Annotated in this window: 17 protein-coding genes; 9 read left to right on the top strand and 8 right to left on the bottom strand. The window is 57.1% G+C overall.

Features of this window, described 5'->3' with window-relative positions; all coding sequences use genetic code 11:
* Positions 1 to 3: 3 nt before the first annotated feature.
* Positions 4 to 645, bottom strand: coding sequence for an outer membrane protein (locus CU102_RS15820; protein ID WP_106712065.1), 642 nt, complete (start codon positions 643 to 645; stop codon positions 4 to 6).
* Between the two features lie 491 nt (positions 646 to 1,136).
* Here CU102_RS15820 and CU102_RS15815 point away from each other — a divergent pair, with 491 nt between their 5' ends.
* The 6 genes from CU102_RS15815 to CU102_RS15790 all read left to right on the top strand — a co-directional run bounded on the left by CU102_RS15815 (position 1,137) and on the right by CU102_RS15790 (position 5,860).
* Positions 1,137 to 1,904, top strand: a complete 768-nt coding sequence (locus CU102_RS15815; protein ID WP_245425362.1) for an SDR family oxidoreductase — start codon at positions 1,137 to 1,139, stop codon at positions 1,902 to 1,904.
* A 77-nt stretch (positions 1,905 to 1,981) separates the two neighbouring features.
* Positions 1,982 to 4,003, top strand: a complete 2,022-nt coding sequence (uvrC, locus tag CU102_RS15810; RefSeq protein WP_245425367.1) for an excinuclease ABC subunit UvrC — start codon at positions 1,982 to 1,984, stop codon at positions 4,001 to 4,003.
* A 99-nt stretch (positions 4,004 to 4,102) separates the two neighbouring features.
* Complete coding sequence (gene pgsA, locus CU102_RS15805) at positions 4,103 to 4,687, top strand: CDP-diacylglycerol--glycerol-3-phosphate 3-phosphatidyltransferase (protein ID WP_106712063.1); 585 nt, start codon at positions 4,103 to 4,105, stop codon at positions 4,685 to 4,687.
* 19 nt (positions 4,688 to 4,706) lie between these two features.
* Positions 4,707 to 4,961, top strand: a complete 255-nt coding sequence (gene moaD, locus CU102_RS15800; RefSeq protein ID WP_106712062.1) for a molybdopterin converting factor subunit 1 — start codon at positions 4,707 to 4,709, stop codon at positions 4,959 to 4,961.
* 3 nt (positions 4,962 to 4,964) lie between these two features.
* Entirely contained in the window at positions 4,965 to 5,438 is a 474-nt protein-coding gene (locus CU102_RS15795; protein WP_106712061.1) for a molybdenum cofactor biosynthesis protein MoaE, read from the top strand.
* Positions 5,435 to 5,860, top strand: coding sequence for an META domain-containing protein (locus tag CU102_RS15790; protein ID WP_106712060.1), 426 nt, complete (start codon positions 5,435 to 5,437; stop codon positions 5,858 to 5,860). The genes CU102_RS15795 and CU102_RS15790 overlap by 4 nt, the downstream gene beginning before the upstream one ends.
* 57 nt (positions 5,861 to 5,917) lie before the next feature.
* Here CU102_RS15790 and ndk read toward each other — a convergent pair whose 3' ends face one another.
* Together ndk and CU102_RS15780 are read right to left on the bottom strand one after the other, a co-directional pair.
* A complete protein-coding gene (ndk, locus tag CU102_RS15785; protein WP_106712059.1) occupies positions 5,918 to 6,340 on the bottom strand; it encodes a nucleoside-diphosphate kinase in 423 nt (140 codons plus the stop codon).
* Positions 6,341 to 6,444: 104 nt separating this feature from the next.
* Positions 6,445 to 7,140, bottom strand: coding sequence for a glutathione S-transferase family protein (locus CU102_RS15780; protein ID WP_106712058.1), 696 nt, complete (start codon positions 7,138 to 7,140; stop codon positions 6,445 to 6,447).
* Between the two features lie 66 nt (positions 7,141 to 7,206).
* Between CU102_RS15780 and CU102_RS15775 the strand changes: the two genes are divergently transcribed.
* Both CU102_RS15775 and CU102_RS15770 read left to right on the top strand, forming a co-directional pair.
* Entirely contained in the window at positions 7,207 to 7,719 is a 513-nt protein-coding gene (locus CU102_RS15775; protein ID WP_106712057.1) for a DinB family protein, read from the top strand.
* Between the two features lie 81 nt (positions 7,720 to 7,800).
* Positions 7,801 to 9,699, top strand: coding sequence for an ABC-F family ATP-binding cassette domain-containing protein (locus CU102_RS15770; RefSeq protein ID WP_106712056.1), 1,899 nt, complete (start codon positions 7,801 to 7,803; stop codon positions 9,697 to 9,699).
* 17 nt (positions 9,700 to 9,716) lie between these two features.
* On the opposite strand, the gene CU102_RS15765 is transcribed toward CU102_RS15770, so the two are convergent.
* Complete coding sequence (locus CU102_RS15765; RefSeq protein WP_106712055.1) at positions 9,717 to 11,144, bottom strand: MFS transporter; 1,428 nt, start codon at positions 11,142 to 11,144, stop codon at positions 9,717 to 9,719.
* Between the two features lie 117 nt (positions 11,145 to 11,261).
* Between CU102_RS15765 and CU102_RS15760 the strand changes: the two genes are divergently transcribed.
* A complete protein-coding gene (locus CU102_RS15760) occupies positions 11,262 to 11,897 on the top strand; it encodes a helix-turn-helix transcriptional regulator (RefSeq protein WP_245425361.1) in 636 nt (211 codons plus the stop codon).
* Here CU102_RS15760 and CU102_RS15755 read toward each other — a convergent pair.
* The 4 genes from CU102_RS15755 to CU102_RS15740 are packed head-to-tail and all read right to left on the bottom strand — an operon-like array spanning position 11,876 to position 14,101.
* A complete protein-coding gene (locus tag CU102_RS15755; protein WP_106712054.1) occupies positions 11,876 to 12,436 on the bottom strand; it encodes a GNAT family N-acetyltransferase in 561 nt (186 codons plus the stop codon). The two genes, CU102_RS15760 and CU102_RS15755, sit on opposite strands and share 22 nt — an antisense overlap.
* Positions 12,424 to 13,014, bottom strand: a complete 591-nt coding sequence (locus CU102_RS15750; protein WP_106712053.1) for a hypothetical protein — start codon at positions 13,012 to 13,014, stop codon at positions 12,424 to 12,426. The genes CU102_RS15755 and CU102_RS15750 overlap by 13 nt, the downstream gene beginning before the upstream one ends.
* 1 nt (position 13,015) lies before the next feature.
* A complete protein-coding gene (locus tag CU102_RS15745; RefSeq protein ID WP_106712052.1) occupies positions 13,016 to 13,465 on the bottom strand; it encodes a DNA polymerase III subunit chi in 450 nt (149 codons plus the stop codon).
* A gap of 12 nt (positions 13,466 to 13,477) precedes the next feature.
* Complete coding sequence (locus tag CU102_RS15740; RefSeq protein WP_166648449.1) at positions 13,478 to 14,101, bottom strand: glutathione S-transferase family protein; 624 nt, start codon at positions 14,099 to 14,101, stop codon at positions 13,478 to 13,480.
* Position 14,102: the final 1 nt, after the last annotated feature.

Raw genomic sequence — 14,102 nt, 5'->3', positions numbered from 1 at the left:
GGCTTAGAACTTGTAGCCAACGCCCAGACGAATCTCATTCGTCGTCAGCTTGCTGGAAACGTCGTCAACGCCGCCCAGGTCGTAGTCTTTCTTGCCGTAGTCGGAATAGCGATACTCAAGACGTCCGACGATGTTCTGAGTGATCTTGGCTTCCGCACCAGCACCAGCCGTCCAACCGATATGGGTATTGGAATCACTGCCCGTAGCGGATTCAAGCTTGCTGTTCGTTACAGCAAGACCGCCTGTGCCGTAGAGCAGAACCGGGTTGAGATCGATACCGGCACGAGCACGGACCGAGCCTTCTACGCCCTGCTTGGCCTTGATGCCATTGCTGGTATCGTCGCCGCCGGAGTAACCGAGATCGGCTTCACCACCGTAGACGAACTGGCCGTTCTGGAAGTTGTAACCACCATAGGCGCCGCCTTTGACACCGTCGGCATTGATGTTGCCTTCATCGGTCTTGTGCTTGTTCCAGCCGTAGCCGCCATAGGCACCAAGATAAGCGCCGGACCAATCGGAGACGGGTGCTTCAACGATGGCTTCCGGAGCCGGAGCCTGTTCGACGACGGCGTCAGCAGCAAGAACCGGGGCGGAAAGCGTCAGCACAGCGGCCGAAGCGAGGATCATTTTTTTAAGAGTGCGCATGGCAATCTCCTTTTTTAGAACTCTTTTACACGGAGCGGGCACTGGTCGGGGGGGGAAAACCAAGATTGCGTCCGCTTGACGAGACGGACACTCGCTCCGCATTGTGGCGGCACTCGCTCCGGACTGTGAAAAGAAGCTGACGAGAAAATGGCGGAAATGCGATGTGTTTTTTATGCAACAACCAGAATTCATCAATGAATTCAATTGCTTTTGAATATAGCAATAAAATACAAATCTAGTGATATTTGATGAAAATTTTCGCTAAAGTCCAACGATATTGCGATGCAATATAATATATTTAACGAATACTTAAATTTTTCGTTCATCTAGGGAAGAATCGGGAAACTCTAGCGCACTACCGCCGCTCCCGGCCCGACAATCGATCAACGTGCACGATCCATTGCAGCTGTTCACTCCTGACCTTACGCCCTCGCGCTTTGGCTCGGCGATCCTTATATTCGTCACTGAATCGCAAATGAAGGATGAACCCCTTGAAAACTGACCGACCCGTTGTTCTTGTAACCGGTGGCGCAAAGCGGATCGGCAAGGCAATTGTCGAAGATCTGACGGCGCATGGCTTTGCCGTTGGGATTCATTGCAATCATTCACGCGATGAAGGCGAAGAACTTTTGACAGACATTTATGCCGCGGGCGGCACTGCGTGTCTCGTCCAGGCCGATCTCCTGGACAGCAAGGCCGTCCGCAGGCTTGTTGCCGATGTGCAAGTTCAACTCGGGCCGGTCCAATTGCTGGTCAACAATGCCTCCACCTTCCAGGAAGACGGCATTGGCAATCTGACAAACGACCAAATCTGGGAAAGGCACTTTGCTGTTCATGTCAAGGCACCGGTGTTGCTCGCTGACGCAATGGCGGCTGCCCTGCCCGAGAATCTGGATGGTCTGGTTGTCAATATGATCGACCACCGGGTGTGGAAGCTCACACCCAAATTCACCTCCTATACATTGTCAAAATCAGCACTTTGGACGGCGACGCAGACGCTGGCGCAAGCCTTGGCGCCACGCATTCGTGTGAATGCCATTGGTCCGGGACCGACAATGCCGAGCCAGAGACAGACCCCAGCGGATTTTGACCGCCAAGTCAGCACACTCCTGTTGAAACACGGCCCCGATCTGTCAGAATTCGGCCGTACAATCCGCTATCTCTGGCAGACGCGCTCCATCACGGGGCAGATGATCGCGCTCGATGGCGGGCAACATCTGGCGTGGGAAACGCCGGATGTATCAGGAATAGCAGAATGAACGATCCCGCAAACCAATCCTCCAGCACGAAGCAGGCTCTTTCAGACGAAGTGAAAGAGGATGACATCGACATCGACATGGAGAACGACGAGGACGAAACGCCTGACGCGAGCAGCGAGCCGCCACGTGACGTTGCCGCATTGATCAGCGCGATCGAGTGGGATTCTGCCGTCGTCAGTGACGGCACCAGCGGTGCTGATGTCATTGCAGCGCTCGTCAAGCGCCTGCCGAACAAGCCGGGCGTCTACCGCATGTTCAACGAGGGCGGCGACGTGCTTTATGTCGGGAAGGCCCATAGCCTGAAAAAGCGCGTGTCCAATTATGCGCGCGGTCAGGGCCACAATAACCGCATCGCACGTATGATCCGCGAAACGGCGAAGATGGAGTTCGTTGTCACCCGCACGGAGACGGAAGCGCTTCTCCTGGAAGCGAATCTGATCAAGCGCTTGCGGCCTCGCTTTAATGTGTTGATGCGGGATGACAAATCCTTCCCGTATATTCTGCTGACTGCGCCGAAACAGACGGACAGACGGCTCGCTCCCGGAATCTTCAAGCATCGCGGTGCGCGGTCGAGCAAGGGCGATTATTTCGGGCCCTTTGCCTCTGCCGGTGCGGTCGGGCGCACAATCAATGCGTTGCAGCGCGCGTTTCTGCTGCGCACCTGCACGGATTCGTTCTATGAAAACCGCACGCGGCCCTGTCTGCTCTACCAGATCAAGCGCTGTTCCGGACCTTGCACCGGCGAGATCAGCGATGCGGACTATGATGAACTGGTCAGCGAAACCAAAGCCTTCCTTTCGGGCAAGAGCCAGGCCGTGAAGACGCATTTGTCGGATGCCATGCGCGAAGCATCGGCAGACCTCGACTTCGAACGCGCAGCAGTCTATCGCGACCGTCTCTCGGCATTGTCCCATGTCCAGTCTCATTCAGGCATCAACCCGCAATCTGTAGAAGAAGCTGATGTCTTCGCGATTTATCAGGATGGCGGCGTGACCTGCATCCAGGTGTTCTTCTTCCGCACCGGCCAGAACTGGGGCAACCGGGCTTATTATCCCAAGGCAGACTCCTCGCTTTCCGGCGCCGAAGTACTGGGAGCGTTCCTGTCGCAATTCTACGACGACAAGCCCTGCCCAGCCCTGATCCTGCTTTCCGAAACCGTCGAGGACCAGGAATTGCTCGGGGTGGCGTTGACGGCGAAATCCGACCGCAAGGTAACCATCAGTGTTCCACAGCGCGGCGAGAAAAGGGATCTGGTCGAGCATGCGCTGAGCAATGCGCGTGAAGCGCTGGGCCGCCAACTGGCAGAGACGTCGTCCCAGTCGCGGCTACTCAAAGGGGTCGCGGAAACATTCGGCCTCGAAAAGACCCCGCGGCGCATCGAGGTCTATGACAACTCCCATATCATGGGCACCAACGCCATTGGCGCGATGATCGTGGCGGGTCCCGAAGGCTTCGTCAAAAACCAGTACCGCAAATTCAACATCCGCTCGACCGAGATCACACCGGGCGACGATTTTGGCATGATGCGCGAAGTGATCGAACGGCGCTTTAGCCGGCTTGTGAAGGAACACGGCACACCGGAAACCAAGGACGCGCCGACGGAGGATATTGAGATCGATGAATTCGATGACGATTCCGATGCCTTTCCGGCCTGGCCGGATATCATCCTCATCGATGGCGGTCAGGGTCAGATGAGCGCTGTGCGCGGCATTCTCCAGGAGATGGGCATTGCGGACAAAGTCACGGCCATCGGCGTCGCCAAGGGCGTCGATCGCGACGCGGGGCGCGAACGGTTTTTCATGGAGGGTAAGCCCTCATTTACCCTTCCACCGCGCGATCCGGTTCTGTATTTCCTGCAGCGTCTGCGCGACGAGGCACACCGCTTCGCCATTGGCACGCATCGCGCCAAGCGCAAGAAGGAGATGGTCAAGAACCCGCTCGATGAAATCGCCGGAATCGGCCCTTCACGCAAACGTGCCCTGTTGCATCAGTTCGGCACGGCGAAGGCGGTTTCGCGGGCTGCTGTCGAAGATTTGATGAAGGTCGAGGGTATATCTGAAGCGATGGCGATCACAATTCGCGATCATTTCCGAACGTAGCAACTCATTCCGACATAATTGCGCCGGACTCCCAATTGATGTGCTTGACGGATCGCGGTCGAACCCCTTTGATCGGCGCTGATTTGATTGGTTGGAAACATGCCCAGAAACAACGCCTACTCACTGCCGAATATCCTCACCTATGCTCGTATTATCGCGGTTCCGCTCGTGGTCCTTTGCTTCTTCCTCGAGGGCCGGCTGCAATCCAGCGACGCAGCCCGCTGGGGAGCGCTGGCGATATTCCTGATCGCCAGCATTACCGATTTCTTTGACGGCTATCTGGCACGCATCTGGAAACAGACGTCGACGATCGGCCGCATGCTGGATCCGATTGCCGACAAGCTGCTTGTTTCGGCCGTACTCCTGCTTCTGGCTGCTGACGGAACCATCGCCGGCTGGTCATTGTGGGCCGCCATTATCATCTTGTGCCGCGAAATCCTGGTTTCGGGTCTGCGCGAATATCTCGCGGAGCTCAAGGTCAGTGTTCCCGTGAGCCGGCTTGCCAAGTGGAAGACTACAATCCAGATGGTTGCCATCGCATTTCTGCTGGCAGGACCGGCCGGTGACAAGATTGTGCCGATCATCACGATCTTCGGCATCATTCTGTTGTGGATTGCCGCCCTGATAACGCTGTACACTGGCTGGGATTATTTCCGGGCCGGATTGAAACACGTAGTGGATTAAACGTGTGGTGGATTCAAAAATGACAAAACTTGTCTATTTCGCATGGGTGCGCGAGCGCATCGGCAAGGGTGAGGAAAATCTCGATCTTGAGCCATCCATCGTGACGGTCGGCGATCTGCTTTCCCACCTTAAAACGCGCGGCGAGGAATATGAGGCGGCATTCGAGTATCCGGAGGTGATCCGCGTTGCGATCAATCAGGAGCATGTCGATCACGATGCGCCGATCAAGGGAGCGACCGAGATCGCACTCTTCCCGCCGATGACCGGGGGATGAGGCATGAGCAGGGTCAAACCGCTCATTGTTATCCAGAGCAGCGATTTTGATACGGCCGCCGAGATTGCCCGCATGACCCAACACCGCCGCGACATTGGAGCGGTGGTAACATTCAGCGGGCTCTGCCGCGATGAGGGCGGGACGCTGTCGGCACTTGAGATCGAACACTACCCCGACATGGCCGAAGCGGAAATCGGCCGCATTGCCGAAGAGGTGCTTGCGCGCTGGACCCTTACCGGGCTGACCGTCATCCATCGCTACGGATTCATCAAACCCGGTGAAAACATCGTCCTTGTCGTCGCCGCATCCGCACATCGCCAGGCGGCATTCGAGGCAGCGTCATTCCTGATGGACTACCTGAAAAATGCCGCACCTTTCTGGAAGAAACAGCATCTCGTCAGCGGCGAAGCAAGCGGCTGGGTCGAGGCAAAGGCAAAAGACGAGGAAGCGCTCAAGCGCTGGACAAAGGCCAAATGAACCGCATCGCCATAGGATCGCTCATCATCGGCTTCGTTGCCGTACTCGTTTTGCTGGTGTTGTCTTTGTCTGCCCGAGGTGATGATCTGAAAGACATCAACTGGCTTGCAGAAGACATCAACAGTGGCGGTGTAATTGACAACGCGCAGACCACGCTGATGGTCAATGCCGACGGATCGGTGACGGGATCGGGCGGATGCAACCGCTTCATGAGCAACGCGTCGATTGATGGCTCAAAGATCACGTTCAACCCGACGGTAGCGACTCGCATGATGTGTGCACCCGCGCTGATGGACCAGGAGCAAAAGTTCTTCTCGGCCTTGGAGCAGGCGCGGTCCTATGCAATTGACGCCCCGACGGGAAAGCTTCTCCTGCATGATGAGGCCGGAAAAGTCGTTGCGCGGCTGGCGCGGCAAGATTAATCCCGAACATTAAAAAAGCCGGGCAAGCCCGGCTTTTTCTTATCATTTTATGTCGGATCAGCCGACGATTTCTGTGCCCGAGAACCAATAGGCGATTTCTTCAGCAGCGGTCTCAGGGGCATCGGAACCGTGAACCGAGTTCTCGCCGATCGACAGCGCAAAAGTCTTGCGGATCGTGCCTTCGTCAGCGTTTGCCGGGTTGGTCGCACCCATGATTTCGCGGTTGCGGGCAATGGCGTTCTCGCCTTCGAGAATCTGAACGATCGTCGGACCCGACGACATGGATTCGACCAGCTCGCCGAAGAACGGACGTTCCTTGTGCACAGCGTAGAAGCCTTCGGCTTCGCGGCGGCTCATCCAGACGCGCTTGGAAGCAACAACGCGAAGACCAGCTTCTTCAAACTTCTGGGTGATAGCACCGGTCAGATTGCGGCGGGTCGCGTCGGGCTTGATCATCGAAAAAGTACGTTCAATTGCCATGGAATGAAACCTTGTCATTAGGGGGAATGGTGGCGGCTCTATAGCGGGAGCAGGCCCATTTGCCAATAGACCATTTGCCTTTCCACCCTGATGGGCCTGTGGTGCTATGCCGCCGCAGCCTTGATCTCGCGGGCGATGCCGCCGTGGAGATCAAGGCAACGTTGGAACCAATCCTGCACGGGATCGCCATCATCGAACAATTTGTACGGCGTGAGGACTCGAACCCATTGGAATGCGCCAAAGATGATGTAGTCACCAAACAGAGGGCCATCGCCACCGATGAACGGCTGCGACAGCAGCATCTTGCGGATGGGCTCGAGGCTCCTGGTAAATGCACCGCGCTTGGCATCGCGTTCGGCCGCCACATCCTCAAGCTTGCGGCCAAACATCTTCTCACGGCTCTCGCGAAAATAAGCCTTGTTGGGCTCGTCAAGCAGATCATGCACGGGCATGAGGATCACGACATTGATGAAGGGATGGAGGATCATCTGCGAGTAGCCCTCGACAAAGCGCGCCATGGCACGGCCGCCCTCACCCTTGAAGAGCGATGGCCGGTCCGGATACTTATCCTCCAGGTAAAGCGCAATCGCAAAGGAATCGGCCACCACGCTTTCGCCATCGCGGATAATCGGCACCTTGGCGGAATAGCCATTCTCCAGCCGCGGAATGTCCTTGAAGGAGATGGTGTTCCGGTCAAATGGCAGCCCTTTGTGCGCCAGTGACATGACAGTTTTCCAGCAATGCGGGCTGAAAGGACGGCCTTTGTCAGCACCGACGAGTTCGTGCAGAATAATTCCCATGGAAAGACGCCCTCCTTCAGATAATATGTCAGCAAGACTGACTCTTATCGACAGAAAGTCAATGTGATGGAACAGCATTTCCGCATGTTCGCCGCCTATAATCGCTGGGCAAACGAGCGGCTATACGCGGCAGCGGCTGATCTCGAAAATGATGAATACCGGCGCGACATGCGTGCGTTCTTTTCATCATTGCACGGAACGCTGAACCATCTCCTCGTTACCGACCGCATCTGGCTCTACCGCTTTACTGGCGAAGGCGAAGCGCCAAAGGCTCTCGATGCAATACTTTTCCATATGCTTGAGGATTTGAAGGCTGCACGTGTCAAAGAAGATGCGCGCATCATTGACTGGGTCAACAGGCTGGACAATGCAGCCATTTCCGGGCGGTTCACGTATACGACAGTCAGCGACATGCGGACGATCAGCCAGCGGCTGGCGCCGGCGCTTGCACACCTCTTCAATCACCAGACGCACCATCGCGGCCAGGCTCACGCTATTTTGACCGCGCTGGGAAAATCGGCTCCTTCCTTCGATCTCATCCAGTTTCAACGGACTGAGGAGGGTCGCCCCTTCTCTTGAGGCCATTTTCCGGCCTTCGCGGCACATATCTGCAACAGGAGCGGCTTGCGGAAAAGCCAATTCCCGTGCAAAAGCGCGGCCATGCTTATTCTTGACGACATTTCCGTGCGCATGGCCGGCCGCCTGCTGATCGATCACGCCAGCCTGAACCTTCCCTCTGGCACAAAGGCAGGGTTGGTCGGGCGTAATGGCGCGGGGAAATCCACGCTGTTCAAGGTGATCACCGGCGAGCTTCACGCAGAAACCGGCGATTTCTTCCTGCCGAAGAATGTTCGGATCGGTCAGGTGGCCCAGGAAGCGCCAGGTACAGAGGATTCGCTGATCGAAATCGTACTTGCCGCCGACGCAGAACGTACAGCCTTGCTGGAAGAGGCCGAGACCGCCACCGATCCGCACCGCATTGCCGACATCCATATCCGCCTTGCCGATATCGACGCCCACTCGGCCGAAGCTCGCGCAGGCGCCATCCTTTCCGGCCTCGGCTTCGATGCGGAGGCACAGAAGCGGCCCGCCTCGTCCTTCTCGGGCGGCTGGCGCATGCGCGTCGCACTCGCCGCCGTTCTCTTCGCAGAACCTGATCTTCTACTTCTCGACGAGCCGACCAACTATCTCGATCTCGAAGGCACCCTGTGGCTCGAGGATTATGTGCGGCGATATCCGCACACAGTTATCCTCATCAGCCATGACCGCGATCTGCTGAATTCGGCTGTCAACTCGATCATCCATCTTGACCAGACCAAGCTCACCCTTTGGCAGGGCAATTACGACCAGTTCGAGCGGCTGAGGTCGGAAGCACTGGAATTGCAGCAGAAGCAGCGCACCAAGCAGGAAGCGCAGCGCAAGCATATGGAGGCGTTTGTCGAGCGTTTCCGGGCAAAGGCATCCAAGGCCAAGCAGGCGCAATCCCGCCTGAAAGCATTGCAGAAGCTGAAGCCCATTTCGGCCCACATTGAAGACCACGTGATGCCATTTCATTTTCCGGAACCGGAAAAAGTGGTTGCCTCGCCGATTATCGCCGTCGAGGGCGGCGAAGTAGGCTACACGCCGGGCAAGCCCGTGTTGCGTCACCTCAACCTGCGCATCGATGCCGATGACCGCATTGCCCTGCTCGGTTCGAACGGCAATGGTAAATCAACGCTCGCCAAGCTCATTGGCGGACGGCTACCTTTGCAAAACGGCCGGATGACCGTTGCGCCGAACCTGAAGATCTCGTTCTTCGCGCAGCATCAGCTCGACGATTTGATCCCCGAGGACAATGCGATCGAGCACGTGCGCAAGCTGATGCCGGACGCACCGGAAGCCAAGGTGCGGGCGCGCGTTGCGCAGATGGGCCTGGCGACCGTCAAGATGAACACGGCGGCGAAGGATCTTTCCGGCGGCGAAAAAGCGCGCTTGCTGATGGGTCTTGCGACCTTCCATGGTCCGAACCTGCTCATCCTCGACGAGCCGACCAACCATCTCGACATCGACAGCCGTGAAGCGCTCATGTATGCGCTCAACGATTTCAATGGCGCGGTGATCCTGATCGCCCACGACAGGCACCTGATCGAAGCGACGATGGACCGGTTATGGCTGGTGCGGGATAGCGGCGTTGCTCCCTACGATGGCGACCTCGATGCCTATCGTTCTTTGGTGCTGGCCGATGCCAAGGCCGAGCGGGCGGGCAACGGCAAGGCCATTGCCGATGAGGGCCAGAAGCTGACGAAGGCCGAGCAGCGCAAGCTTGCGGCGCAAAAGCGCGAGGCACTGAAGCCATTGCAGAAGAAGATCCAGGAAGCCGAGACACAGGTGCACCGCTTCCAGAAGAAGATCGACACACTGCAGACGCAGCTCGCCGATCCGATCATCTATACGCGCGAACCTGCCAAGGCGACGCAGATCGGCAAGGAGATCGGCTACGCAAAGACATCGCTCGCCCGTGCTGAGGAAGAGTGGCTGACACTTTCCAGCGAGTATGAAGAGGCGATGGCGGATCTGTAGAGCCATCGCCGCCTTTTTCACTGCTTCGGCATTTCGGCCAGCAGTACCTTTCTCCGCATCGGCAAGGCGAATCCGGCCACGAATGCACCAAGCCCGATCATCGTCGAGACGGCGAAGATGATTATCGTAGCGTCACGCAGGGCGTCGGGTGTCGTGGCCTCAGGGTAGCCCACTGCGTTGGCAACGAGACCGGCGACAGCGGCGCCGATCGCGTAACCGGCGGACTGCAGGGTTGGCAGCAGGGCCGAGGCACGGTCGCGTTCACCGCTGCGCGCCGATTCCATGACCGATTGGCTGAGGAAACCCCAGCTGACACCAAAGCCGGTGCCAATGCCGATCTGGCCCAGCATTACGACCAGCGGCAGATCGGCGAAGAAGCCGAAGACGATGGTGGCGAGGCCGGCAACGAGAAGAGTCGGTCCGAGCCGGATCAACCATGCACGCTTACGCGGATCCTGAATATTGGCAACGAGGATAGCAACTGTGCTCCATGCAACGGCGAACGTGGCATTGAAGGCACCTGCCTTGGTGGGTCCATAGCCCCAGAGATCCTGCAGTGTCATAACCAGATAAACCGACGTAGATGCCTGGGCGACCGGCATAAGCAGGACGATCCATAGGCCGATGCCAACAATGGAATTCAGCGCGAAAGCATCGGAGGGAAAGAGTCGTATGCGGCTGCGCCTGTCCACCATAACGACTGACGCCAGGACAATCGCGGACCCAAGAACGAGCAGCACCTCTACCGTAAGCGTCTGCATGATACTGGCAAGGGCAACCAGCATAATGCCGCAACCAATTGCAGTTAACCGGAGGAAGGGCACGGAAAGGCGTGCGATCTCACCGGAAAACTTGGGCACGATGCGGAAGACCAGCGCGATGAAGATCAAAGCCAGGGGTACATTGACAAGGAAGGCAGCGCGCCATGACAGATGCTCGGTCAGGAGTCCAGATACAAGCGGTCCGCCAAATGCAGCGACGGCCCAGACCACAGCCTCCGCACCGAACACCTTGGCAACGAGCCGCGAGGGGAAAAGTTCAGGAATCAGCGCATAGCAGATCGCCGCAATGATGCCCTCGCCCAAACCCTGAAAGGCGCGTCCAATCAGGACCTCTGTCATCGACGATGCAAAAGCTGCGATAAGCGTTCCGGCAAGGAACACAAGCGCCGAACCGGCCAGTGCCGTTCTTGCGCCGACTCGGGCCTTCAGCAATGCGCCGCTGGCGCCGCCGACAATGGAAAGGACGAGATAGAGCGTGAAAGCCCAGGAAATCAGCTCAAGTCCGCCGATTTCACGCACTGCCGTCGGAAGAGACGTGGAAACAAGGAAACCATTGAAGGCGAAGAGCGCCACTCCAAGGCATAGCGTCAGTGTTGCCGCCGAATAGGAGGGGCTCAGGAGTTCCGACCAGCTGGTACTGCCGGCTTCTTCTGTATCGTGCATGGCATTTCCTCAATTTAACAAGCTTTTTGTTTTTATATTCCTCTTAATAAAACAAGCAATAGCTTTTTAAATTTTTCTTGCTATCTTATGTCCATGCAGGATCGCACGACAAATCGCATGCTCTATTCGCTCAAGGTTTCCGGGCCACAGACCGCGGCCGCCCTGGCCGACCGGCTTGGCGTTACTCCCGTTGCGGTGCGGCAGATGCTTGCCCGTCTCCACGAGGACGGCCTCGTTGATTTCGAAGACAGTCGCGAAAGCGTGGGCCGGCCGAAGCGGTTCTGGCACTTGACTAATGCCGGAAATGGACAATTTCCCGATAACCATGCCGGCTTGACCGCAGATATCCTGGCCTCCGTATCGGCTGTATTTGGCGATGACGGTCTCGACCGGCTGATCTCCCACAGGGAAAAAACGACCCTTACTCAATACCGCACGGCGCTTGAGCCGTTGGATGGCGTCGAGGCCAAAGTCAACCACCTCGCGGAAATACGTTCGGCCGAGGGTTATATGGCTGAAGCCAGTCGGGATGAAAGTGGCGCTTTTATACTGATCGAGAACCACTGCCCAATCTGCGTCGCAGCCAGAGCGTGCCAGAAATTGTGCAGGTCCGAGCTGGAGGTGTTTCAGGCAGTGCTTGGCCCAAATGTGGAGATCAAGCGCTTCGAACACATACTGAAAGGTGCACGGCGCTGCGCCTACCGCATCACCGAAAAGCCAAAGAACGAGCGTCAGTTTGCGATGAAGCTGTAGAGCATCGGGCTCATATAGTTGCTTCCGACGCGCCAATAATCGCGCAGCGGTCCGCCCTCACATTCGAATCCGAGACGCTTCACGAGCCTGATGGAGGGCGTATTGTCAGGATGGATGATCGCCGTAATCCGGCGCGTTTTCAGATTGTCGACGCAGTGCGCCACCAGTGCTTGCGTTGCCTCGCTCATGAAGCCGTGCCCATGGCATCTGGCGCTGAGAATATAACCAATCTCCAGCCTGTGGTTGCGTGCCTCGCGATGATGGTAGTTCACCATGCCGATGCACTCATCGGTTTTCCTGTCCGTGACAGCCCAGGCAAGTGAGTCGTATGGCGATGTTGTCTTGGCAAGAATGCGCACCCAGCGGCGGGTTTCCTGGATGGTCTCGCAGGCGGTGAAATCCCAATAACGCATCAGTTTTTCATCGCCGAGGCAGGCGTGCAGGCCGACATCATCCTTCGCCTCGAACTGGCGCAGGCGCAGCCGCTCTGTGACGATCGTTGGAAAAGTGCTGGACTGATCCGCCATCATCTGCCCCATTTCGGGGGTGGCGTCTCATTCGCCGCCACCTTGCGGCCACGGCGCAAACGAATCAGGCCGAAAATGCTGATGACAATCAGGGCGATACCTGCGGGCACGATGCGCCAATCGACTGCGATGACGCCCCGGCGCAACACGAGATCGACCTGCGCAACTTCCAGACCGTCATAATCGCCCGGACCGATCGTGAACGTGAAATTACCATCTTCAACCGAGTCGATGTCACCGATGCTGTCGCGATAGACCTGCGGACCCTGAGGCGAGCCCTTGTTGGTCGATTTGGAGCTGGCATAGCTCAAAGTCTTGACCAGAATGTCCTTGCCCTGCCGGGTTACGACTGCAGTCAGCGCTGTACGTCCTTCCGTCGGAACAAAGTTGCGCAGAGGCTGCATATCGACAAATGCGCGTACCGTCGCATCGTTTTGCTTCAGATTGAGAGTGACGGGCTTGTATGGCCCCGGGCGATCGTAGACGCGCCACGTACCGATCTCCTCGCCGGAGAAATTCGTGGCTACCCATGGATATCCAATCCCGAGCAAGAGACCAATGATCAGGAGAAGCAATAGAAACAGACGCATCTCAAGCCTTCTTCTCCCACCGCCCTTCGGCGTTCTGCTGCCAGTAAGTCAGCGTATGGCCCTGGGTCTTCAACAATTTCCATTGTGCCCTCGCCTGCTCCAGCTGTTGCTGGTCATGGCCATCGAACATCAGAACGAGCCGTTCATAGACTTCGACATTCCGTGGTTCGGCCCCATCAACGAGGAACCGCACGGTTGCATTATTCGGATTACCGTCGCCGGTCGTCAGGATGATGGGCTGTTCTTCCGGATGTGGCTCCTGATCGGTGGCATGAGCCAGAAAGGAAGTATCGGACCAGGTCCACAGATGATTATCCAGGCTGTCGCGCCGCTCCTCCGAACCGGTCTGAATGACTACCTTCCACTGCCGCGCAAGGGAACGCTCGACCAGACCAGGCAGCGCATTTTCCAGCGTCGATTCTGTCAGGTGGTAGAAGAGGATTTCGGTCATTATCGCCCAAGGTCAGAATTTCGTGTGTTTCGATCTGGTCTTTGTCATGATTGGTGTCATTCGAAAGCCATTCCACCATTCACGCAAGCGGAGCCGTTCGTCAATCAGAGCTGTGCCCTGCGTCACGCTGTCGGCCGCAGCGAGGACGATTGCGAGATAGAATGTGGCCAACGTCTGCTGGTTGAAACAAGCATCGGGTGAGGAATCAAGGAAACCCTCAATGACGCCCAGGACATGCCTGGCTTTTCCTACGGCCTCGTCTGACGGCTCAAGCCCGTCTCGCCACCAAACTGGAACATAGATGCCCCAAACCAGCGGCGCATAGGCGTAATTGTCGACAATCCGCATGATCTGGCGCATATGCGCCGCGACAAGGGAGTCGCCCGGAGTGAGTTTGGGATCGATGATCGCATCAACATAGTGGACGATGGCATCCGTCTCATAGAGACGAACGCCATCCATTTCGAACGCTGGAATCCGCTTGAACGGATGCCGAAGATCGTAGTCTTCCGGCAAAACGCCCCCTTCAAACGGATCGGCTTCGATGAGCGCGAACTCGACCTTTTTTGCCAGAAGGACGAGCCGCACGATGCGCGTGTAGACGCTTTCTTCGGTGCCGTAGAGTTTGACCTCCACT

Origin of the sequence: Phyllobacterium brassicacearum (genome assembly GCF_003010955.1) — a bacterium.
GTDB classification, from domain to species: domain Bacteria; phylum Pseudomonadota; class Alphaproteobacteria; order Rhizobiales; family Rhizobiaceae; genus Phyllobacterium; species Phyllobacterium brassicacearum.
This window is presented reverse-complemented; position numbering and strand designations above follow the sequence as displayed.